The sequence below is a fragment of the Vibrio tarriae genome (assembly GCF_002216685.1).
Lineage (GTDB): Bacteria > Pseudomonadota > Gammaproteobacteria > Enterobacterales > Vibrionaceae > Vibrio > Vibrio tarriae.
Genome location: NZ_CP022353.1, coordinates 725,351 through 746,845, shown reverse-complemented (window position 1 = coordinate 746,845; position 21,495 = coordinate 725,351). Strand labels below are relative to the sequence as shown.

Annotated in this window: 19 protein-coding genes and 1 pseudogene; 7 read left to right on the top strand and 13 right to left on the bottom strand. The window is 49.8% G+C overall.

Translation table 11 applies throughout. The features are described from left to right. The first annotated feature begins 124 nt into the window (after positions 1 to 124). Both yfbR and CEQ48_RS09085 read left to right on the top strand, forming a co-directional pair. Complete coding sequence (gene yfbR, locus CEQ48_RS09090) at positions 125 to 709, top strand: 5'-deoxynucleotidase (protein ID WP_089071015.1); 585 nt, start codon at positions 125 to 127, stop codon at positions 707 to 709. Between the two features lie 71 nt (positions 710 to 780). After that, a complete protein-coding gene (locus tag CEQ48_RS09085; RefSeq protein ID WP_089071014.1) occupies positions 781 to 2,106 on the top strand; it encodes an anti-phage deoxyguanosine triphosphatase in 1,326 nt (441 codons plus the stop codon). Here CEQ48_RS09085 and CEQ48_RS09080 read toward each other — a convergent pair. Further along, entirely contained in the window at positions 2,100 to 2,702 is a 603-nt protein-coding gene (locus CEQ48_RS09080; protein ID WP_089071013.1) for a tRNA-uridine aminocarboxypropyltransferase, read from the bottom strand. The two genes, CEQ48_RS09085 and CEQ48_RS09080, sit on opposite strands and share 7 nt — an antisense overlap. 3 nt (positions 2,703 to 2,705) lie before the next feature. Here CEQ48_RS09080 and rrtA point away from each other — a divergent pair, with 3 nt between their 5' ends. Continuing rightward, on the top strand, positions 2,706 to 3,257 hold the full coding sequence (gene rrtA, locus CEQ48_RS09075) for a rhombosortase (RefSeq protein WP_089071012.1): 552 nt from the start codon (positions 2,706 to 2,708) through the stop codon (positions 3,255 to 3,257). A gap of 75 nt (positions 3,258 to 3,332) precedes the next feature. Here the strand turns inward: rrtA and CEQ48_RS09070 are convergent, their stop codons facing one another. From CEQ48_RS09070 to CEQ48_RS20080, 9 genes and pseudogenes are all read right to left on the bottom strand, one after another. Beyond that, complete coding sequence (locus CEQ48_RS09070; protein ID WP_089071011.1) at positions 3,333 to 5,180, bottom strand: M3 family metallopeptidase; 1,848 nt, start codon at positions 5,178 to 5,180, stop codon at positions 3,333 to 3,335. 146 nt (positions 5,181 to 5,326) lie between these two features. Then, the gene (gene rnd / locus CEQ48_RS09065) at positions 5,327 to 6,448 is read right to left on the bottom strand and encodes a ribonuclease D (protein WP_198301248.1); all 1,122 of its coding nucleotides are present in this window, start codon (positions 6,446 to 6,448) and stop codon (positions 5,327 to 5,329) included. Between the two features lie 107 nt (positions 6,449 to 6,555). Then, entirely contained in the window at positions 6,556 to 8,256 is a 1,701-nt protein-coding gene (gene fadD / locus CEQ48_RS09060; RefSeq protein ID WP_089071009.1) for a long-chain-fatty-acid--CoA ligase FadD, read from the bottom strand. 124 nt (positions 8,257 to 8,380) lie between these two features. Then, positions 8,381 to 9,235: an alpha/beta fold hydrolase gene (locus CEQ48_RS09055; protein ID WP_089071008.1), complete on the bottom strand. Its 855-nt coding sequence runs from the start codon at positions 9,233 to 9,235 to the stop codon at positions 8,381 to 8,383. After that, on the bottom strand, positions 9,232 to 9,792 hold the full coding sequence (locus CEQ48_RS09050) for a Slp family lipoprotein (protein ID WP_089071007.1): 561 nt from the start codon (positions 9,790 to 9,792) through the stop codon (positions 9,232 to 9,234). The genes CEQ48_RS09055 and CEQ48_RS09050 overlap by 4 nt, the downstream gene beginning before the upstream one ends. A gap of 16 nt (positions 9,793 to 9,808) precedes the next feature. Continuing rightward, on the bottom strand, positions 9,809 to 10,114 hold the full coding sequence (locus CEQ48_RS09045; RefSeq protein ID WP_089071006.1) for a chromosome partitioning protein ParA: 306 nt from the start codon (positions 10,112 to 10,114) through the stop codon (positions 9,809 to 9,811). Positions 10,115 to 10,173: 59 nt separating this feature from the next. Continuing rightward, positions 10,174 to 10,888 (bottom strand): annotated as a pseudogene (gene tsaB / locus CEQ48_RS09040) (tRNA (adenosine(37)-N6)-threonylcarbamoyltransferase complex dimerization subunit type 1 TsaB). After that, positions 10,885 to 12,825 carry a DNA repair helicase YoaA gene (gene yoaA / locus CEQ48_RS09035; protein WP_089072365.1) on the bottom strand — a complete coding sequence of 647 codons (1,941 nt, stop codon included), beginning with the start codon at positions 12,823 to 12,825 and terminating at the stop codon, positions 10,885 to 10,887. Before yoaA ends, tsaB begins: the two are co-directional and overlap by 4 nt. Before the next feature lie 68 nt (positions 12,826 to 12,893). After that, positions 12,894 to 13,061, bottom strand: coding sequence for a hypothetical protein (locus CEQ48_RS20080; protein ID WP_198301247.1), 168 nt, complete (start codon positions 13,059 to 13,061; stop codon positions 12,894 to 12,896). A 269-nt stretch (positions 13,062 to 13,330) separates the two neighbouring features. On the opposite strand from CEQ48_RS20080, the gene purU reads away from it, so the two are divergent. Next, on the top strand, positions 13,331 to 14,164 hold the full coding sequence (purU, locus tag CEQ48_RS09025; RefSeq protein WP_089071004.1) for a formyltetrahydrofolate deformylase: 834 nt from the start codon (positions 13,331 to 13,333) through the stop codon (positions 14,162 to 14,164). Between the two features lie 73 nt (positions 14,165 to 14,237). Here purU and CEQ48_RS09020 read toward each other — a convergent pair whose 3' ends face one another. After that, the gene (locus CEQ48_RS09020; RefSeq protein WP_089071003.1) at positions 14,238 to 16,238 is read right to left on the bottom strand and encodes an NADPH-dependent 2,4-dienoyl-CoA reductase; all 2,001 of its coding nucleotides are present in this window, start codon (positions 16,236 to 16,238) and stop codon (positions 14,238 to 14,240) included. Between the two features lie 229 nt (positions 16,239 to 16,467). Between CEQ48_RS09020 and sppA the strand changes: the two genes are divergently transcribed. Then, positions 16,468 to 18,318, top strand: a complete 1,851-nt coding sequence (gene sppA, locus CEQ48_RS09015) for a signal peptide peptidase SppA (protein ID WP_089071002.1) — start codon at positions 16,468 to 16,470, stop codon at positions 18,316 to 18,318. A gap of 116 nt (positions 18,319 to 18,434) precedes the next feature. Then, complete coding sequence (gene ansA, locus CEQ48_RS09010; protein ID WP_000101384.1) at positions 18,435 to 19,448, top strand: asparaginase; 1,014 nt, start codon at positions 18,435 to 18,437, stop codon at positions 19,446 to 19,448. A 97-nt stretch (positions 19,449 to 19,545) separates the two neighbouring features. Here ansA and CEQ48_RS09005 read toward each other — a convergent pair whose 3' ends face one another. Next, positions 19,546 to 19,833 (bottom strand): YeaC family protein, encoded by a 288-nt coding sequence (locus tag CEQ48_RS09005; protein WP_089071001.1) that lies wholly within the window; start codon positions 19,831 to 19,833, stop codon positions 19,546 to 19,548. A 103-nt stretch (positions 19,834 to 19,936) separates the two neighbouring features. On the opposite strand from CEQ48_RS09005, the gene CEQ48_RS09000 reads away from it, so the two are divergent. Continuing rightward, complete coding sequence (locus CEQ48_RS09000) at positions 19,937 to 20,761, top strand: DUF2989 domain-containing protein (RefSeq protein ID WP_089071000.1); 825 nt, start codon at positions 19,937 to 19,939, stop codon at positions 20,759 to 20,761. 39 nt (positions 20,762 to 20,800) lie between these two features. On the opposite strand, the gene msrB is transcribed toward CEQ48_RS09000, so the two are convergent. Next, entirely contained in the window at positions 20,801 to 21,244 is a 444-nt protein-coding gene (msrB, locus tag CEQ48_RS08995; RefSeq protein WP_089070999.1) for a peptide-methionine (R)-S-oxide reductase MsrB, read from the bottom strand. Positions 21,245 to 21,495 lie beyond the last annotated feature (251 nt).

The window sequence follows — 21,495 nt, the reverse complement described above, 5'->3', positions numbered from 1 at the left end:
TGCGATTGTAGGTAGGCGAAACAGGCTCTCTTTCGATACACTGAAGAGAGCCTGTTTTTTTATTTTCTTTTCAGCGCCATCTGCCGCTGAAAAGCCAATCCATCAGCAAGGAAGTGAGAGTGCTATGCAAGAGAGCCATTTTTTCGCCCACCTCGCGCGCATGAAACTGATTCAGCGCTGGCCATTAATGCGTTCCATCTCCAGTGAAAATATTTCTGAACACAGCCTGCAAGTCGCCTTTGTCGCTCACGCGCTGGCGGTGATCAAAAACAAAAAATTTGGCGGAACGCTCAACCCTGAGCGCATTGCTATTCTCGCCATGTATCACGATACCAGCGAAGTGCTGACCGGTGATTTGCCCACGCCCATCAAATATTTCAATCCCGAGATCGCTAAAGAGTACAAAAAAATCGAAGCGGCGGCCGAGCTACGTTTGTTGGACATGCTCCCAGAGGAACTGCGCGACGATTTTCGCCCGTTTCTTATCTCCAATGCGGCCGATCCCGATGAAAGCGCCATCGTTAAACAAGCCGATGCGATTTGCGCCTATTTGAAATGTTTGGAAGAACTCAGCGCAGGTAACCATGAATACGCTCAAGCGAAAAAACGCCTTGATGTGACGTTACGTGAACGGCACAGCGAAGAGATGGACTATTTCCTACAAACCTTTGCCCCGAGTTTTGAATTAACGCTGGACGAAATCAGTTAAGCCACAGTAAGTTAAGCGTTCGAGAGTTAACGTGTTGTAAGTAAAAGAAAGTTCGTGCATGGAGTCACGCGATGCAAGTATCCCTAAACCCTGAGTGGTTAGCTCGTAACAACGATGAGCACAAAATTCGCCGCAACGATCATCGCAGCCCATTTCAGCGCGATCGCGCACGTATCCTCCATTCAGCGGCTTTTCGGCGCTTGCAAGCCAAAACTCAAGTCCACGGCACAAGCCTGAATGACTTTCATCGCACTCGCCTCACTCATTCACTGGAAGCGGCGCAAATTGGTACCGGCATCGTCGCGCAAATTAAACTCAAACAGCCGGAGTTTCGTGAGCTCTTACCCTCTGACAGCTTGATTGATTCTCTCTGCCTTGCGCACGATATCGGCCATCCTCCTTACGGGCATGGCGGTGAAATTGCCCTCAATTATATGATGCGCGATCACGGTGGCTTTGAGGGCAATGCGCAGACTTTCCGGATCGTCACCAGTTTAGAGCCTTACACTGAACATCACGGTATGAACCTGTCGCGCCGTACGTTACTAGGGCTTTTGAAATACCCTGCGCTGCTGAGTACCACGCGCGCTGCAACACCACCGCCTGCGGTCGCCCACCAACGCCAACTGAAAGCTAAAGACTGGTCGCCCGCAAAAGGCATCTACGATTGTGATCTCGCGAGTTTAGACTGGGTGCTGGAGCCGTTGTGTGAAAGTGATCGTGAATTGCTGGGGCAAATGCGCGCAGAACCAAGCTCCCCCAAAGAGCACCGTAAAACTCGCTTTAAATCGCTCGATTGCTCGATCATGGAACTGGCGGATGACATCGCTTACGGCGTGCATGATCTGGAAGATGCGATTGTGCTGGGCATGGTAACCCGCGCGCAGTGGCAAGAAGCCGCAGCAGCGCAGCTTGCCGAGTGCGGCGATCCTTGGTTTGAAGAGCATATTGCCGAGCTGAGTGAGATGCTGTTTTCTGGCAAACACTATGTGCGCAAAGATGCGATTGGCGGCATAGTGAATGCGCTTTTAACCAGTATCAGCGTGAAGCCAGTTGAAGCGCCTTTCCATAATGAACTGTTGGCTTTCAATGCTTATATCGAGCCGCACATGGGCAATGCACTTGAAGTGCTCAAACACTTTGTAAGCCAATACGTGATTCAAATTCCGCAGGTACAACGCTTTGAATACAAAGGCCAGCAACTGATTATGGATTTGTTTGAAGCGTTAAGCGCTGACCCTGAGCGACTACTGCCACAAGCCACCGGCGAAAAGTGGCGCAAAGCCCAAGCGCAAGACGAAGGCATGCGCGTGATCTGTGATTACATTGCCGCAATGACGGATGCGTACGCGCAGCGACTACATCAGCAGCTCTTCTCGGCACAGAGTCATTACTGACGGTAATTTCGCTCGAAAACGCCTTCTGGCATCTGATCGATCTGATATTGAATCATGGCATCAAACACCTTGAGCAGTGGTGAAAAGTCACGCTCAGGTTGCCATTTTTGGAGCAGATGATACCCCGCCTCCACAGTCGAAAGCGCGGTATCATCCGGCGCTTTACGAATTCGGTAATGTCCAACACACTCGCCCGGCAAATGTAGGCTCGGTAAGTCATGCAGTTGAGTGTTGATTTGCCACATCTTGTAGGCTTTTTTCCACGTCCCATCGAGCAAAATCACCCGCGTTTTGCGCGCTGTCGTGAGGCTTATCTTTGTGCACTCTTGCGCGTGTTCATTCGGATAAAGCACATAGTGGTCCACATCCGGCTCTGCCAGCAGTTGGTTTAGTTCGTCATGCTCACGAAAATCTTCACCCACTAACAGCCGACAATTGGCCAATGACAAGCTGAGAATGCGCGCGGTACCCAGTGGGCGCTTTTGTTCCGTTGGGTGTTGAAGAATGATAAGCTCAACCGCACTTTCCAGCGCGACAATGGACGGACACAAGCACGCTTTACGCGCTTTACCACACTCTGAACAATAACGGGACATGACGTGAATCTTTACCTGCTGTTATTGGCTATAAGCCTGTTGAGTTTAAGTCTACAGTGGCCACCACTGCATGAGCTGACTCTGTGGCACTTCAGCGCCATAGAGCAAGGTCAATGGTGGCGCATCCTAACAGGAAACTTCGCACACACCAACTTTGCCCACTGGGCGATGAACCTTGCCGCTTTGTGGATCATCAGTTTTGTGTTTAAGCCCACGCTACGCCAGTTACTGATCCCTCTGGTAGTGATCAGCCTTGCGGTGGGGGGGATGATTCTCGCCTCCGACATGCAGTCTTATGTTGGGCTCTCTGGCACCTTGCATGGTCTCTTTGCTTACTACGCGCTGAATGAAGCGCTGAATGGACGGCGCAGCAGTTGGCTGTTAGTGCTTGGCGTGATCGGAAAAGTCGCATGGGAGCAGTGGTTTGGCGCATCCGCCAGCACCGCAGAATTGATTGGCGCACGCGTCGCCACCGAAGCGCACTTGGCCGGTTTAGTCAGCGGTGTGTTGCTTGCTGCTGGGCATTGCTTCTTGCGGCGTAAACTATCGCAATAGACAGGAGAAAAAAGGCCGAACCTTATGCGTTCAGCCTTTTTATTTTTCAGTCCGTGAGTTTCACTTACAGCCCAATTAGCAGCCGTATTGTTTGGCAATGTACGCCTCAAATTGGCGGCACATCTCCTCATCCGAATCACGGTTAGACGCCAGCTCAATAGCACCATCAACCACGCGAATCTGCGCATTTAATGAAGCGGGTTTGGCTTGCTCACGCGTCGCCAATTGCGCCATTTTGTGCTGCTGCTTTTGCCATGCTTCATCCGGAGTTAAGTTACAGGCATCGGCAAGATAGCGAGCATTAAAGCCTTCACCAGTGAGGTTCACAATGGTGTCATTGTGAGAAAGTGCATTGCCTTGCTGCCAATAATGCTTCGCCAACAGTGGCCCAATCGCTGGGTTATCGGTGAGATAACCAAACTGCTCAAGGAAATAAGCGCGGGTTTGGTACACCGCCATGTGCGCCAACAAGTAGCCATGATACGCACATGCCGATTCATCGGATAACAGATGCGGGATCGCCATCAGCGGACGCGGGCTGCATTCTAAGCCGATAATGTGTTTTTCGGTTGCTCTAGCCAGTTCAGTGACGCGCTCTGCGGTCAGCTCTTCCTCGCTCAGTTCATACAGCGCCCGCTCGAAATACGGCACGAGCAAAATACTACGCTCTCCGTAAGCTTTAAACGGCTGGCGGCTAAATGCCATGGCTTTGATCAGCTCATCTGGCACTGGGTTACCTTGCGCATCTTTGGCATAGGTTTTCAACCAATCCGCATCGGTGAGTAAGCTGTCGCAGAACATGGATTGCGTTTCGGCATACGCCATCGACGTCGGTGCAAACTCTTGTGAAAAACATGGCGCGTTCATCTTCACATTCGCAAAGTGCGCCGCGTGCCCACCTTCATGGAACAAGGTGTTGATGCCATCATAGCCACTGCCCATCTGATCTGGCTTGGCATTACTGGTGAAATTGACTTTCGCCGCCACCCAATTACCTTGGTCGTAAAACGCAGGAATCGGCCCGTGGCAGAAACCGTTCGGGTATTTGCCTTTACGATCCAGCAAATCGAGCGTCAACTCTGCACCACTAAATTCAATGTTAAGGCGACCAAACGATTCCACCCAACGGCGCAGCGATTGTGAAAATGGCACGTAAGGATCCAGCTCGCGCATCACATCGCCGGCAAACGAGTAGACAAAGTTATGCCCTTGCAGCGCTTGCTGCCCTTTACTTTGCGCAAGTTCCGCCAAGCTGCTGAAGTGGCGATCACGCGTGCGCTGTTCAAAATCATCCAAAATGGTGAACAGTTGCGCTGTGGTCATCTTCTCTTTTTTGGCCACCGAGTAATCAAAAAAGGTTTGATAACCCAAGCTGCGCGCAAAATGGTTACGGCGCTTCACCAGTTCGAGCAATCCGTTTTGTAATAGCCACTGCTCTAAGTCCAAGAAAGCCTGATGAGCGCTGCGACGTACCGCTTCTTGATCATGAGTACGCACCGTGGAACCTAAAGTGACAATCGAAGCTTCGACTGCTTCGCCCTGTTCGTTGGTATAAGTCAGCACATGCTTCTGTTTTTTCTCGAACAGCTCGGCTTCAAATTGGATCAATCCGGCTTTGAGTGACTGCGCTTGCTCGGATTCCAACGCATGGCTTTGAAACATCGCGAGCCAGCCTTGTAAGCCCGTTAAGGTTTGCGCTTTTTCTTCGCTATCCGTGATCTGTTCAGCCCGTTCGATTTGCTGACGGATCTCCTCAATTTGCGCACCATTACTCAGAAATTGAGTCCACTCAGTTTGCGCTTGTGCTGAACCTGCATGATCATCACTTAGCCCCATATAAGTGTCCCAGAAGAAATCTTCTTTGACACGATGGATGTTCAGATAGCGGTGGTTAAGTTGATTGAGGTATTGAGTCGCAGACATAACGATCCTTATTGATGAGTTTCCTTGCTCTTCATGATGAGGTGGGAAGAGTCGATAAAGGCGGCATTATCGCACGATGCCGCACAATGTAAGCAGGCACTTCGCGAAAAATCATAGCGCCTGCTGTTCATTGAATTTTACTGGGATTATTTCGAGACGAGCGTATTAAGCTTCTCGCCAAGTAATGGCAAACGCCACCCTTGCATTAAATCAGGCAAGCGGGCTGGGTCGCGGTCGCGTTTCCATACCCAACTCAGCAGTTGGTTAAGCTGCTTTTTTGAGGCCAGAAATTCAGTCGCCAGACCACTGGTGTTCGAAACGCCTTTCACTTCATCTTTCAAACGCTTGAACAGCTGCTTATAACCTGGGTATTCCATGATAGGAATGATTTCTGGCGGGTACGCATCGGCAGGGGTTTCTAGAGCAGCTTTCACCATGGTAATGATTTTGCTGCTGTGACGACGAATCGCATGCGGATCAATCCCCTCTTCTTCCATGCGTTTCGGACTGAGTAACGCCAAACGCGAAATGGTCAGTAAGTCCGTTTCTTTAATCACGAAGTTGAGCGCCAAATCTCGCTTTACTGCTTCATGGTAACGCCATGTTGCTAAGGGTTTGAGGATCGCCAGTTCTTTAGGCTTAAGCTGCCAAGCCCCTTTGATCTCTAAATAGGCGAGCTCTGGATTCATGATTTTGGTGCGCTTCGCCACTTGCAATTCACTCTCTTGCAATGCCGCGTCCCACCAGCCGGCTTGGGTCACTCGCTCGACCAGTTTTTCGTACATAGGTAGCAGGTAAAACACATCGGCCGCGGCGTATTCCAGTTGCTTGTCACTCAGCGGGCGAGCTAACCAATCGGTGCGGGATTCGCTTTTATCTAACTCAACTTGCAGTTGATCTTGCACTAACGCGGCAAAGCCAGTGGATAATCCGTAGCCTAAAAACGCAGCCATGATTTGGGTATCGACCATAGGGAAAGGCGTGCAGCCAAACGCATTCTGGAATACTTCCAAATCTTCGCCACAAGCGTGCAGCACTTTCAATACCGAAGTATCTTGCAATAACTCGACAAACGGCGTCATTTCATCCAGCACGGTGGGATCAATCAGCGATAGGTTTTCCCCATCAAACATCTGGATCAACCCCAGTTGCGGAAAGAAGGTGCGGGTGCGGACAAATTCGGTATCCAGCATCACCACATCCGCATCACGGGCAGTAAGACAGGCTCGTTGTAGATCGCCAAGTTGGGTAATAATTTGATAATTCACAGAAGACTCACTGTTGTTGCTCAAAAGAAGAGGCACTTCATTTGAAAGAAAATGCCGGCAATCACGGCCGGCATTCTAAAATAAAAATACTCGCAGCTGGGTACAGCTTATGCGCTTTGCTTCGCCTTTGCTGCCAACTGTGCGTCATTTTCTTCACGCAGCACACGACGCAGAATTTTGCCCACGTTGGTTTTTGGCAGATCGTCACGAAATTCAACCAGTTTTGGCACTTTATAACCGGTCAAATGCTTACGACAGTGAGCAATCACTTCGTCTTTGGTTAGGCTCGGATCGCGCTTCACCACATAAATCTTCACCAATTCGCCAGAAACATCGTTAGCTTGACCAATCGCTGCGACTTCTAGCACTTTGCCGTGCAGCGCCACCACATCTTCGATTTCATTCGGATACACGTTAAAGCCTGAAACCAGAATCATGTCTTTCTTACGATCGACGATGTGCAGCAAACCTTGCTCATCAAATTTCACGATATCGCCGGTTGAGAGCCATCCCTCAGCATTGAGCACTTCTTTGGTCGCTTCAGGGCGTTGCCAATAGCCTTGCATCACCTGCGGGCCGCGCACTTGCAGCTCACCGACTTGATCGTTAGGCAAAACATTACCCGCATCATCCACAATCCGCACTTCAGTTGAGGGTACTGGCAAACCAATCGCGCCCGTGTAATCGGTCAAATCGTATGGATTGCCGGTCACCAGTGGCGAACATTCGGTCAGACCATAGCCTTCTAGCAAATGGACACCGGTGGTCTTTTTCCAACGATCCGCGACCGCACGTTGTACCGCCATACCGCCACCAACCGCTAACTTCATGTTTTTGAAGTCGAGCTCGTGGAAATCTTCGTTATTAACCAGCGCATTAAACAAGGTGTTTACACCAGTAATGGCTGTAAATGGGTACTTTTGCAGCTCTTTGACAAACCCAGGAATGTCGCGTGGGTTTGTGATCAAGAGATTGCTGCCACCCATTTCAATAAACAGTAGACAGTTTACCGTTAAAGCAAACACGTGATACAGCGGCAACGCCGTAACCACCAACTCGCGACCCTCTTGCAGCACAGGGCCGTAAGCGCCTTTGGCTTGCAGCACGTTCGCGACCATATTGCGGTGCGTCAGAATGGCGCCTTTCGCCACACCGGTTGTACCGCCCGTGTATTGCAGGAAAGCAATGTCTTCACCAGACATAAACGGCTTCACGTATTGCAGACGGCGGCCTTTGTGCAGCGCTTTACGCATTGAAATCGCGCCCGGCAGATCGTACTTAGGTACCATGCCTTTGACGTATTTCACCACGAAATCGACAATTGTGCCTTTGGCGCGTGGCAGCATCTGTCCAAGACTGGTCAGCACCACATGCTTGACCTGTGTATTGGCAACGATCTGCTCTAAGGTGTTAGCAAAGTTTGAGACGATCACAATCGCACGGACATCCGCATCATTCAATTGATGCTCCAGCTCTCGCGGAGTGTAAAGTGGGTTGACGTTCACTGCGATCATGCCAGCACGCAGAACACCAAACAGCGCCACAGGGTATTGCAGCAAGTTTGGCATCATCAGAGCGACACGGTCACCTTTTTTCAGCTTGAGATCGTTTTGTAAATAAGCCGCAAAGGCGCGGCTGCGCTCTTCCAGCTTACGGAATGTCATCACCGCGCCCATGTTCATGAAGGCTGGCTGATCCGCGTACTTATGTACCGATTGTTCAAACATTTCGACCAGTGATGGGTACTGATCAGGATTAATGGTTTCCGGTACGTCTTTCGGATAACGTGAAAGCCAAGGTTTATCCACGGTAATACTCCTCGTTATTGGCTGGCGCTATTCTTGTTGTTGTCATCATGCAGTAGTCATGCAAATGGTGACCGCTATTACAGCACAGCCGAGGTGCTTGAGCACGTAACTCTCAAACACTTGTTTAAATTTTGTTAACTAAGCCAAAAATCAATTCAGCGACGAATTGTGGCTGTTCTAAATGGCAGTGATGCCCCCCCGTTACAGTGTGAATGGGGATTGCGGCAAGATTCTCTTCTTGCACTCTCTGCTGCAGCGAAGCAAACCCCTGTGTTCCTAATATCACCTGTTGCGGGCAGCAAACTTGCTCACAGATCTGCGCGGCTTGCTCAGGGGACATCCGGTACAACGAATCGGCCTTGAGCTTAAGATCGTGCCGCCAGAACCACTGCTCGTTATGCTGATAGGTGCCACGCTCGACCAACGGACGCAGCAATTCAGCCGGTAACTGATTGGCCAACGCACGATGACGCAGCGCATGTTCAAAGCTGGCATACCCACGAGGTTTAGCTTTACGTAACGCATGGCGCGAACGTATCCCTTGCCGCAAACGCGTGACGCTCTGGTTCGCGGGCTCAGCAAGTGGGCCAAAGCCTTCTATCTGCACTAAGGCGCTGACTTGCTCGGGAAAGGCGGCACTATAACAACTTGCGATTAAAGCACCAAGCGAATGCCCTACCAACACGGGTTTGTTTGGCGATAAGTTGAGCAATAGCTGGTCAATATCGTCGATATAGTCGTGAAATGCCGGGTAACCCGCTTTATGGCTGGATAAACCGTGACCGGGCAGATCAACCGCGCACAGATGCAGCTTAGGATCCAGCGCATGGAGCGCAGCCATCAGTGACAAGAAACTCGCCGCGTTATCCAGCCAGCCATGAATAAAAATGACCGAAACTTCGGCCATTTTTGCATTGCCCACTTCAATGGCCGCTAATTGGCCTTGTTCGAGCAGATAAGTGGTTGAAATTTGGTTCATTTGACTTCTTGAATGATCTTTCCGCCCCGTTCAGGCATCGTCCGTGGCCAACAGTAGAAACCGCGACAAGGGAACATGTACGGGCCAATCTCCTCGACTTCGACGCGCTCTTCCACTCGCCACAAATGGTAACCTTGCGCATTCATCACCGGATAAGTGTGCTCATAGTCCCCCACTTTGCCCTGTTCAGATGGCGCGGTCGTACCATAAAGGGTGAGCAAGCGACCTTCACCATAAGTGATTGGATCCAAAAACCCCGGTACATAAGCGACAAAGCGGCCTTGCGGCTCATGATGGATGTTGGGGCGCCCTGCGCTATCAATCGGTAGGTTGACCAGCTCAACGCGGGTGCGATCTTTTTGGTTGCTGATGTTGGCAACAACGCCGCCCATTCGAACGGGTGATTGCGCAGCCGGATCGCGCTCAAGCCAAGCCGAATATTGAGTCACGACGCTTTTATCATCGGGATTGCCCAACTCAGGTGGCAAGCTTGTACAAGCCGACAGCAGCAGAGCCATGGTGGGGATGATGAGTAATTTCAGCACATGCATCTTCATCGAGTTCACCTCAGTTTTAGATGTAGATATCGACCCCAAGCAGCTGCGCAAGTTCCTCTTTACGCGCTTGATTCATCACATTCAGGTACTCTTCCATCGCTTTACGACCCCGCCCTTCAGGCAAATCGTACTGCACTTGCGCGCGATGGATATCTGACTCATTGACCTGACGGATCGATTCCGCTACCGCCGTCGCGACTTTGCTGGTCGATGAAACGCTTTTGCTACTCTCGCTCTGACTGACCTCGCCTTTTTTCCCCGCTTTTGAGGTTTTATTGGTGCCAGGCAGTCGCGCCGGAGGTAATCCATTAATTGAAACCATACTGTTCCTATTCGTTTGCGAGTGAGTAAGCGCTCATCTTCTGCCTGACGGTTTTAGCCTTACTCGCGACCCGGCAGTTTTTTTCCAAGCCACAGTATCGCGCAGATACACTGGGCTTGCCTGCACCACACTCACTGTATTGCCTTGCGCTAATTCGAACTGAGCCAAATAAGCCATATCTTGCGCATCAGGGTAAAGCACTTCGCTGGTTTGCAGTTGTAGCGGCAGATCCGCCAGTGCGGGATAAGCCTCCCACCCTGTTCCGGCTTTACCCCAAACTTGCTCATCTTGGGTCAAGTTATCTTGGGTCAAAGTCTGCGCTAACAGCGCAGGTGCAATCACACACTCCGCTTCCGCGGCTTGCCAACTGCCATCTTCTTGACGCACATAGCGCCCCCAATACACTTCTTCCATGCGCGCATCAATCGCGCTGGCAACATGGGTTAACCCCTGCAAGCGATACGCCGCTTGCGCCATCGCCGCTAAGGTCGAAATGCCAATCATCGGCAGATCTGCCCCAAAAGCTAAACCTTGTGCAATTCCAATGCCAATCCGCACCCCAGTGAAACTACCGGGGCCACGGCCAAAAGCCAAAGCATCCAATTCTTGTAGCGTTACGCCTGCTTCTTTTAAGACTTCATCCACCATGGGCAATACTTTTTTGGTGTGATCACGCGGGGCGATTTCACTGCGTGAATAAATGGTATTGCCGACGAGTAGCGCGACGGAACAGCGCTCGGTGGCCGTATCTAAGGCGAGAATTTTTACGCTCATGAGTCTCTCTGATTGATTTCAGTTATAGCTAATTGTTGTAGAAAAGTGGTGACGACGTCCAGATCCCGCGTGCGCGGAATCGGCGGTAAACTGGCGAGGAACACCCCGCCATAATCGCGCGTGACCAGTCGATTGTCGCAGATGATCAACGCGCCTTTATCATTTTTATCGCGGATCAGCCGCCCAACCCCTTGCTTTAAGGTGATCACCGCTTCCGGCAGTTGTACTTGGGCAAATGGATCGCCACCGCGCAAACGACAATCTTCAATCCGCGCTTTGAGCAGCGGATCATCTGGTGCGGTAAACGGCAGCTTGTCGATGATAACACAGCTTAAAGTGTCGCCTCGCACGTCGATCCCTTCCCAGAAAGCGCCAGTTGCCACCAACAGAGCATTGCCCAGCTCCATAAATTCAGCCAATGTTTTCTGCTTACTGGTTTCTCCTTGCATCAACACTGGCAAGGTCAAACGTTCACGAAAACGCTCGCCTAGATCGCGCATCATGCTGTGCGAAGTACATAAAAAGAAACAGCGCCCTTGGTTATGTTCGATCACTGGCGCGAGCATGCGTACCAGTTTCTCGGCAAGGCCGGGACTGTTCGGCTCAGGTAAATAGCGCGGCACGCATAAGACCGCTTGCTGCTGATAATCAAATGGGCTGACCAGTGAAAACTGCGCACTCGGCGTCAGCCCTAGCCGCTCAGTAAAGTGGCTGAAATCTTCGTTGACCGCTAAGGTGGCGGAAGTGAATATCCACGCGCCCTCTTTTAGCGCAATCTGTTCACGAAATTTATCTGCTACCGACAGTGGGGTAATGTGCAAACTGAAATGGCGCGGCGTGGTGTCATACCAATAGGAATATCCTGTGACAGAAACATCACACACACGGCGAATGCGGCCTAAAATCAAGGTGGCACGTTCAAATGCTGTATCCAGAAGCTGACTGCGTCCCAAAGCCAGCTTGAGCACATCCAACGCAAACTGCAGCGCTTCATTGAGTCGTTCCACTTCCCTTGCCACGGTCGGCACTTTCAGCACTTCACGCCAGTTACCGCGATAGCCCGGCTCGCCAAGCACAATGCGTAAATCCATCGCAGCCTGTACTAGCTTATCCGACACTTTTTGTAGTTGGCGCATGTCTTTCGCTTCGGTGCGATAACCGAGTTCAATGTCTTTCGCCAGCTCTTGCACTTGGCGGCTCGATACTGACTGACCAAAATATTGGCTCGCGATATCCGGCAATTGGTGCGCTTCATCGAAAATAAACACTTCGACTTCAGGAATTAACTCACCAAAGCCGGTCTCTTTGATCGCCAAATCGGCCAGAAATAGGTGATGGTTCACCACTACCACATCGGCATCCATCGCACGACGGCGCGCTTTGGAAACAAAGCAGTCTTGGTAGCTGGCGCACTCTTTGCCTAAGCAGTTGTCGTTGGTTGAGGTAATGGTTGGGATGATCGGGCTATCTTCCGCCAAATCATCGCATTCACCTAAATCGCCGCTCTGGGTACTGGATGCCCAACTGCGCACTTTCACCAGTTGAGTGAGCAGCGAGGGATCGGATTCCGGAGTATGGCTTTCGACCATTTGCCGACTTAAGCGGTCAAGACAGAGATAGTTAGCGCGCCCTTTGAGCAAAGCGACTTGGCCGAAAAAGCCTAACGCACTGACCATTAAAGGCAAATCACGATGGAAAAGCTGCTCTTGCAGGTTTTTAGAACCGGTACTGATGATCACCTTTTTGCCACTAAGCAGCGCAGGCACTAAATACGCGAAGGTTTTGCCGGTTCCGGTACCCGCTTCAACCACCAACTGAGATTGGTTGGCGATAGCACTGGCGACCGCTTTCGCCATATCGACTTGTGCTTGTCTCGGTTGAAAGCCCGGAATGGCTTGGCCTAATGCGCCTTGCTGGGAAAAGGTTTTTTCAATCATGCCTGTTCGTTGTGCAACGGAAATGGCGCGATTATGGCAGGTTTTCAGCAGCGGTGCGAATGGCAATCTCACTCACACCGCAGAGAAAGACTTACTTGCGATTGAGATAACGAGCAAGCCAAGGAGGCGCGGTTTTCCCACATCTCTTCCAAAACATGCTCATCCAGAGGCTGATCCCGGAGCAGTGCCTCTACCCGCCCAACATACAACTTACGTGCGAGAAGTTCTTTATCCATATCCGACTCCTTACCACTCTCATCTATAAGAAACTACCCACTCAAAGCGCAATTAACCTAAGTCTTCCTTGGCTAAAGCGATTGAATCTGTCTTGATAATAGATTAATTATAGGTACGACTTTGCGGGCTGGCTCACCGTTCACGCCACCGCCGATTTGTTTTTTAGAATGAAAAAATTCGCTAGCCCCCAATTGCTTGGATCGCCTTCAACATCATTGTGCTTTCAAGTAGATAGGGCATATTTCTTTTTGCATGGAAGTTGTTATCAATGGAAAAAAAAACCTTGCTGACGCATTGTTCTGATGCGCCGGGACTGATCTCCAAGATCACCAATATCTGTTACAAGCATCAACTCAACATCATCCACAATAATGAATTCGTGGATAATGCCAGCGGCCATTTTTTCATGCGTACCGAATTGGAAGGTTATTTCAATGATGCGACGCTGCTGGCCGACCTCGACCATGCGCTACCTCAAGGAACCCGACGCAAACTGATCAGCTCGAGCCGCAAGCGCATCGTCATTCTGGTGACTAAAGAAGCGCACTGCTTAGGCGATATTTTGATGAAAAACTACGATGGCAGTCTGGATGTGGATATTGCTGCGGTGGTGGGCAACTACGACACGCTGCAACGTTTGACTGAGCGGTTTGATATTCCTTACCACTGCGTGTCCCATGAAGGTTTGTCTCGTGAAGAGCATGAACAAGCCCTGTTAGAAGTGATTGACCAATATCAGCCAGATTATCTGGTTCTCGCCAAATATATGCGCGTGTTAACGCCTACATTTGTTGACCGTTTTCACCATAAAATCATCAATATCCACCACAGCTTCTTGCCGGCTTTTATCGGTGCCAAACCGTATCAGCAAGCCTATGAGCGCGGCGTAAAAATCATTGGTGCAACCGCGCATTTTGTGACGAACGACCTCGATGAAGGGCCGATCATCAAACAAGACGTGATTCCGGTCGATCACACTTTCAGCGCGCAAGACATGGCACAAGCTGGGCGTGATGTAGAGAAAAATGTGCTCAGCAAGGCACTCAACAAAGTGCTGAATGATCATGTGTTTGTCTACGGCAATAAGACGGTCATTCTGTAACGAGTCCTCAGCAATAGACAATAACAAAGGGCACCTAAGTGCCCTTTGTCGCTCATGGTTGTCACTCAACAAGTTACAATCGCACTGCCAGCTCCACACCTTGACGAATAGCGCGCGCGGCATCCAACTCTCCGGCGACATCCGCCCCACCAATCACATGCAGCTTATCGCCCAGCTCAGCCCACTGCGCCTCAAAAGGACGCACGGATTCTTGACCTGCGCAAATCACCACGCTATCGGCTTCAATCAGCTCTGGCTTGCCATCGCGCTCAATATGCAGGCCTTGCTCATCGATTTTCTGATACTGCACGCCACCAACCAAATGCACACCGCGTTTTTCTAACGTGCGTTTATGGATCCAGCCCGTGGTTTTACCCGGCCCTTTACCCACCGCGCCTTTGCGCCGTTGCAGCAGCCAGACTTCACGCTCACTGGTTGTCTCAGGATAAGGGTACAAACCGCCGGGGTGCTCGATGGCTTTATCAATGCCCCATTCGTATAACCAATCATCTAAAGTTTGATCTTTCGGCTCGGTGAGCATGCTCGCCACATCCACACCAATACCGCCAGCGCCGACAATCGCGACCTTTTGGCCTACGGGTGTCTTTTCGCGAATTAAGGTTTGGTAATCAACTACTTTTGATGATTCACTCAGCCCCGCTAGGGCGATTTTGCGAGGTGTCACGCCCGTGGCGATCACCACTTCATCGTAGCCACGCAGATCGCTAAATTGCACTTCACAACCCAGATGCAACTTCACGCCAGTTTGATCAATCCGGTTAGCAAAATAGCGAATGGTTTCCCGAAACTCTTCTTTGCCGGGGATCTGCATCGCAAGACGGAATTGGCCACCGATTCTGTCGTTGCGTTCAAACAGATCCACTTGATGACCACGCTCTGAAGCGGTCGTCGCAAACGCTAAACCGGCAGGGCCAGCACCGACAACCGCAATTTTTTTGCTCTGCGCGGGTTTAACCACAATCTCAGTTTCATAACAAGCGCGCGGGTTCACCAAGCAGCTCGCACGTTTGCCACGAAAGACGTTGTCCAAACAAGCTTGATTACAACCAATACAGGTATTGATGAGCGCGCTCTGCCCTTCTTGCGCTTTGCGTACAAAATCCGCATCGGCTAAAAACGGGCGCGCCATCGACACCATATCCGCCTGACCACTCGCCAAAATTTTCTCCGCTTGCTCCGGCGTGTTAATGCGGTTACAGGTCACGACAGGCACTTTTAAATAGGGTTTGATCTTCTCCGTCACCCAGCTAAAGGCGGCACGCGGCACTTGGGTCGCTATTGTGGGAATACGCGCTTCATGCCAGCCGATCCCGGTATTGATAATGGTGACACCCGCCTCTTCTAAGGCTTTGGCAAGCACCACCACCTCTTCAAAAGTGCTGCCCTGCTCCACCAAATCGAGCATCGACAGACGAAAGATAATGATGAACTCTTTGCCAACCGCTTCACGGATAGCTTTAACAATTTCAACTGGAAAACGAATGCGGTTTTGATAACTGCCGCCCCACTCGTCGTAACGCATGTTGGTGCGCTTACAGATGAACTGGTTAATCAAATAACCTTCTGACCCCATCACTTCGACGCCATCATAGCCCGCCAGTTGTGCAAGCTCGGCGCTATTGGCGAAGTCTTGGATGGTATTGCGGATTTGGCGAGTGCTCATTTCACTCGGGGCAAACTTGGCAATCGGTGCACGAATCGCGGAAGCACTTTGTGAAAATGGATGCATCGCATAACGCCCCGCATGCAGCAGTTGCAAAGCGATTTTAGCGCCATGACGGTGCACCGCTTCTGTCACCACTTTATGGGCTTTGGCATGCTTAGTTTTGCTAAATTCAGCGCTGAATGGGTGCAGACGGCCGCGCAAGTTAGGCGAAAAGCCCCCCGTCACAATCAAGCCTACGCCACCTTTGGCACGTTCTTCATAAAAGGCCGCCAGCTTGTGCAGCCCTTCCTTATTTTCTTCTAAGCCAGTATGCATAGAGCCCATCAACACACGATTTTTGAGCTGAGTAAAACCAAGATCGAGAGGCTGAAATAGATTTGGGTACATAGCGACTTCACTTTGCTTCTTATTGATATGGTCTGACCAGAATATTCTTGCCAATTACAAAAATCAAACAAGTGTTTACATTTGTGTAACAGCGATCAAGGTTACGCTGGTTTGCAAGATTGTTGTTTGCCCCGATCAGATAACGTAGGATGTGGTTCGTTGTGCGCTGATATGCACTAGACATCTGAAGCTTTGGAGTGTTGTGCCACTCCGTTGGTCTGGAGATACCATGAAATCACTATTTCGTTTTGTTGGGCTGATTTTGAAAGGGATTTGGAAAGCGATCACCTTCATCAGGCTGGCACTGACTAACCTTATTTTCTTACTCAGTATTGGCATTATTTACTTTATTTATGTCCACGCTGACGCCCCGCTACCCACCATGGATAAATCCTCGGCACTGGTGCTCAATCTGTCTGGCCCGATTGTTGAGCAGAATACGCACATCAACCCGATAGACTCCTTTACGGGCTCCGTGTTTGGTGAAGAGCTCCCCCGCGAAAACGTGCTGTTTGATATTGTTGAAACCTTACGCCATGCAAAAAATGACAACAATGTCACCGGGCTTGTGTTGGCTTTAGGAGACATGCCAGAAACCAACTTGACTAAGCTGCGTTATATCGCCAAAGCGATCAACGAATTCAAAGCCTCTGGTAAGCCTGTGTTTGCGGTTGGGGATTTTTATAATCAGAGCCAATATTACTTGGCGAGTTATGCGGACAAAATCTACCTCGCTCCAGATGGTGCCGTACTGCTAAAAGGTTACAGCGCCTACTCCATGTACTACAAAACTCTGCTTGAGAAATTGGATGTCACCACTCACGTCTTTCGTGTCGGCACCTACAAATCGGCAATTGAGCCTTTTGTACGTGATGATATGTCTGATGCGGCTCGTGAATCCGCTTCTCGCTGGCTCACTCAGTTGTGGAGCGCGTACGTCGATGATGTCGCGGCCAATCGCCAAATTGAGATCAAAACCCTTACTCCAAGCATGGAGCAGTTTGTCGCTCAGTTGAAAGAAGTGAATGGTGACTTAGCTGCACTTTCCAAAAAAGTCGGTCTCGTCGATGAGCTAGCCACTCGTCAGCAAGTTCGCCAAACGTTAGCGGAAACTTTTGGTAGCGACGGAAAAGACAGTTATAACGCCATCGGTTACTACGAATACAAAACCACCATTAAGCCAACGACACTGACCGATGCCAACGATATTGCGATTGTCGTCGCGAGTGGTGCGATTATGGATGGCTCACAACCACGTGGTACTGTGGGTGGCGATACTGTGGCTGGATTACTGCGCGAAGCTCGTAACGACAGCAATGTGAAAGCGGTCGTACTGCGTGTCGATAGCCCAGGAGGCAGCGCGTTTGCTTCCGAAGTGATCCGCAATGAAATTGAAGCTCTGAAAGCGGCGGGTAAACCTGTGGTGGTGTCGATGTCAAGCCTTGCCGCTTCCGGTGGTTACTGGATTTCGATGAGCGCAGATAAGATTGTCGCCCAACCGACCACACTGACAGGTTCAATCGGTATTTTCAGCGTCATCACTACCTTCGAGAAAGGGCTGAACAACCTTGGTATTTATACTGATGGTGTCGGTACAACGCCTTTTTCAGGACAAGGCCTGACCACGGGGCTTACCCAAGGTGCAAAAGATGCGATTCAACTGGGTATTGAACACGGTTATCAGCGCTTTATTTCTTTGGTTGCAGAGAAACGTGGCCTGACCTTAAAAGCAGTGGATGAACTGGCTCAGGGCCGAGTCTGGACTGCGCAAGATGCACAAACCCTCGGTTTAGTCGATCAGTTGGGTGATTTTGATGATGCCGTACATTTGGCAGCGGATCTGGCACAGTTGGATCAATACAACCTGTACTGGGTTGAAGAGCCACTCACTCCAGCCCAGCAATTTTTACAAGATCTGCTTGGACAAGTACGTGTCAGCTTAGGTTTGGATGTCTCCACTCTCTTGCCAAAATCACTGCAACCCTTGGCAGTAGAGTGGCAACAACAAACGTCACTGCTCAATCAATTGAATGATCCTAAAGGGCAATATGCGTTCTGTCTGCCCTGCCAAGTAGAATAGTCTACGCGGTCACAACCCTTGATATACCGAGGCGCTTTGCAAGAAGCGCCTCTTTTTATTGCAAGAGTTTTCGCTATAATCGCCGCTCTGTTCCCTACACTGAGTGATTTCTCGCTATGGCAAGAAAACATATTTATATCGCCTATACAGGCGGCACCATTGGCATGAAAAAATCGGATCATGGCTACGTTCCTGTTGCAGGGTTTATGGAAAAGCAATTAGCCAGCATGCCCGAGTTTCACCGTCCTGAAATGCCTCTGTTTACCATTCATGAATACGATCCTTTGATGGATTCATCTGACATGACGCCTGCTGATTGGCAGCTTATTGCTGACGATATTGCGGCCAACTACGACAAATACGACGGCTTTGTAATCCTCCACGGTACGGATACCATGGCTTACACAGCTTCAGCACTGTCGTTCATGTTCGAAAACTTAGGCAAACCTGTGATTGTCACAGGCTCACAAATCCCACTGGCGGATCTGCGTTCAGACGGCCAAGCCAACTTGCTCAATGCCTTGCACGTCGCAGCCAATTACCCAATCAATGAAGTGACCCTGTTCTTCAATAACCGTTTGATGCGTGGCAACCGCAGCCGCAAATCACACGCCGACGGTTTTAGTGCTTTCAGCTCGCCAAACCTGCCACCTCTATTGGAAGCAGGCATCAATATTGAGTTGAGCACCAACGTCAAAGTGGATGAAAAACCGAGTGGTGAGTTCAAAGTCAACCCGATCACGCCACAACCGATTGGTGTGATTACCATGTACCCCGGCATTTCTCATGAGGTGATCCGCAATACCCTATTGCAACCTGTGAATGCGATGATCCTGCTCACCTTCGGTGTCGGCAATGCACCGCAGAATCCTGAGTTACTGGCTCAGCTCAAAGCGGCCTCTGAACGTGGGGTGATTGTGGTGAACCTGACCCAATGTCTTGCGGGCAAAGTCAATATGGGCGGCTACGCCACAGGTTGTGCACTGGCTGATGCGGGAGTGATCAGTGGCTATGACATGACGCCTGAAGCGGCGCTCGCCAAACTGCATTATCTGCTCAGCCAGAACCTCTCCTATGAAGAAGTGAAAGCCAAAATGCAGCAAGTGTTACGTGGTGAAATGACGCTGTAGTGGTTGAAGCAGAAGATCGAAAAGCGATCTCCCCCATTTAACATGGTTGCCAATGAGCCTCGCGTAATGCGAGGCTCATTGTTAGGTAGGGGATTATTCATACCTCTTGGTTGGGGTTAACGCGCAGAATATCCTTTTCCCCTTCCGAAAAGCGCTTTTTCAGTTCCGCTTTCGACTTAAAAACCACCTCCCCCCCCACGCCAACCGACATATGATCTGCCTGCGTATTGTGCTTAGATTGATACAACATCACAGCTTGCATACAGGAATCTCGCTGCTGTTGTGAAAGTAGTGTACCTTCAGGCCACTTGCCTGTTTCCACGGCGTACAGTAGGCGCTGATAAGCTTCAGGCGTAATCGCATTAATCAATTGTTCGGTGTCCATGAACTCGTCCTGCTCAAAAGTGATGTGGCGTCAACATAACGAGCTAGCGTAATGCGTCAAGAACAGCTAAATAAATAAGTGTATTTGATCACAAGCCGATATCATGAATTTGACTAAAACGTTACTTATTCTCACAAGCCTAGTGCTATTGAATGGCTGTTTCGAGAATCGCAAAAACACCGAAAAGCTCTGTGCCGACAACCCCAATCTACGCTGTGAACAGCTCAATATGGATGACGGGCAGTGCCGCGTTCCCAGAACCGATCTAATTTGGCACCGCTTTGAAATTTTGAAATCACCGAGCGATGAAAAAAGCATCAAAGAATACCATCTGGTCAGTGCTTATCGAAAATGTCTTGAGCTTGCTTCGCAAATCCAAGCGATTGATCAAACGAAGCTAAAAGAGAACCGCTTTAAAGCTTTAGTTAATTCAGGCAAAGAGCAAGAACGCATCGTGGCAGAACTGAAACAATCAAATTCACCACAAGCACTCTATTTCTTGTGGAGCCAAATTGGCGATCACGCGGCGCGCCGTGCCTTTTTGCAACTGGAAGGTAAGCCTGAACTAGAAACGGCTGAAATGCAGTACGCTCTCGCCACTTTTTATACTGACCGCGATAAACCGAAAACCATCGAGCTGCTGCATAAAACACTTGAGCTCAGTAATGGTCAACCCGTCAATATTGAAATATTGAAAGCCTTAGCCAGTAACTACCATGCTCTGCATGATAAAGAACATGCTTATCTGTGGGCGATGATTGGCAAAGAGTTTGACGTCCCAGTTGCCTCCACAACAGAAATGAAACGGCTTTACGGTTTTAGCCAAGAGAAATTTGCCTCATTGGATGATACTGCCAGCACGATTGCCAAAACCATCCGTAACGGCAGTTACTCCAAAACCACTCTCCCTAAACCCAACGAAGGATGAAATACTTCAACAATAAGCGGTGACTTTCTTACCGCTTATTCACTTTTTGTTGAAAATTAACGACACCGAGTTAACGCAAAATCTCAATCCTGTCGTTTTAGGACCGTCTTCAAAAACATGCCCAAGGTGGCTATCACAGGCAGCACATTGGATTTCGGTACGCACCATTCCGTGACTGAAGTCATCCAAAAAGCGTACTGCCTGCTCATTAATCGGCGCATCAAAACTTGGCCAACCACAGCCCGAATCGTATTTATTCTCAGAGCTAAACAGAGCGGTTTGGCAACAGGTACAGTGGTAAAGGCCAGTGTCTTTATTGTGCAACAGCTTACCTGAGTATGGTGGTTCTGTTCCTTGTTGACGACAGACGTAAAACGCCTCTTCCGTCAGGTGCTCACGCCAGTATTCATCAGGCTTGTGCAGATCTTTTGATTCGAATTTCACCCTTTCTATTTCCTTTTTACTTATCGCTTCACTGACCATTTTTTGTGAAAAACTTGCCTAATTCAGAGTTTGTGGCACATACTTTTTCACTCTATTTTGAGCAAGATTTTTTAGTGTGTGCGGTACTTAACCATCGCCACATTCTACGTCAATTGGTAAGCATAAAAAGCAGGCTCAAGTTTAAAAGTTAATCAGTTGCAAACGATTGTGAAAAAAAGCGACGCTTTTTTTTGACTTTAAACAAGTTAAGTCCGATTATCTGTTGCAGCTTTTAACTGGATTCTGTAATT

What these genes read in the sequence shown, in the direction of transcription:
- yfbR (WP_089071015.1), top strand. Translation starts at nt 125, where the DNA reads ATGCAAGAGAGCCATTTTTTCGCCCACCTCGCGCGCATGAAACTGATT.
- CEQ48_RS09085 (WP_089071014.1), top strand. Translation starts at nt 781, where the DNA reads ATGCAAGTATCCCTAAACCCTGAGTGGTTAGCTCGTAACAACGATGAG.
- CEQ48_RS09080 (WP_089071013.1), bottom strand. Translation starts at nt 2,702, where the DNA reads ATGTCCCGTTATTGTTCAGAGTGTGGTAAAGCGCGTAAAGCGTGCTTG.
- CEQ48_RS09070 (WP_089071011.1), bottom strand. Translation starts at nt 5,180, where the DNA reads ATGTCTGCGACTCAATACCTCAATCAACTTAACCACCGCTATCTGAAC.
- CEQ48_RS09055 (WP_089071008.1), bottom strand. Translation starts at nt 9,235, where the DNA reads ATGAACCAAATTTCAACCACTTATCTGCTCGAACAAGGCCAATTAGCG.
- CEQ48_RS09050 (WP_089071007.1), bottom strand. Translation starts at nt 9,792, where the DNA reads ATGAAGATGCATGTGCTGAAATTACTCATCATCCCCACCATGGCTCTG.
- CEQ48_RS09045 (WP_089071006.1), bottom strand. Translation starts at nt 10,114, where the DNA reads ATGGTTTCAATTAATGGATTACCTCCGGCGCGACTGCCTGGCACCAAT.
- yoaA (WP_089072365.1), bottom strand. Translation starts at nt 12,825, where the DNA reads ATGATTGAAAAAACCTTTTCCCAGCAAGGCGCATTAGGCCAAGCCATT.
- CEQ48_RS20080 (WP_198301247.1), bottom strand. Translation starts at nt 13,061, where the DNA reads ATGGATAAAGAACTTCTCGCACGTAAGTTGTATGTTGGGCGGGTAGAG.
- purU (WP_089071004.1), top strand. Translation starts at nt 13,331, where the DNA reads ATGGAAAAAAAAACCTTGCTGACGCATTGTTCTGATGCGCCGGGACTG.
- CEQ48_RS09020 (WP_089071003.1), bottom strand. Translation starts at nt 16,238, where the DNA reads ATGTACCCAAATCTATTTCAGCCTCTCGATCTTGGTTTTACTCAGCTC.
- sppA (WP_089071002.1), top strand. Translation starts at nt 16,468, where the DNA reads ATGAAATCACTATTTCGTTTTGTTGGGCTGATTTTGAAAGGGATTTGG.
- ansA (WP_000101384.1), top strand. Translation starts at nt 18,435, where the DNA reads ATGGCAAGAAAACATATTTATATCGCCTATACAGGCGGCACCATTGGC.
- CEQ48_RS09005 (WP_089071001.1), bottom strand. Translation starts at nt 19,833, where the DNA reads ATGGACACCGAACAATTGATTAATGCGATTACGCCTGAAGCTTATCAG.
- CEQ48_RS09000 (WP_089071000.1), top strand. Translation starts at nt 19,937, where the DNA reads ATGAATTTGACTAAAACGTTACTTATTCTCACAAGCCTAGTGCTATTG.
- msrB (WP_089070999.1), bottom strand. Translation starts at nt 21,244, where the DNA reads ATGGTCAGTGAAGCGATAAGTAAAAAGGAAATAGAAAGGGTGAAATTC.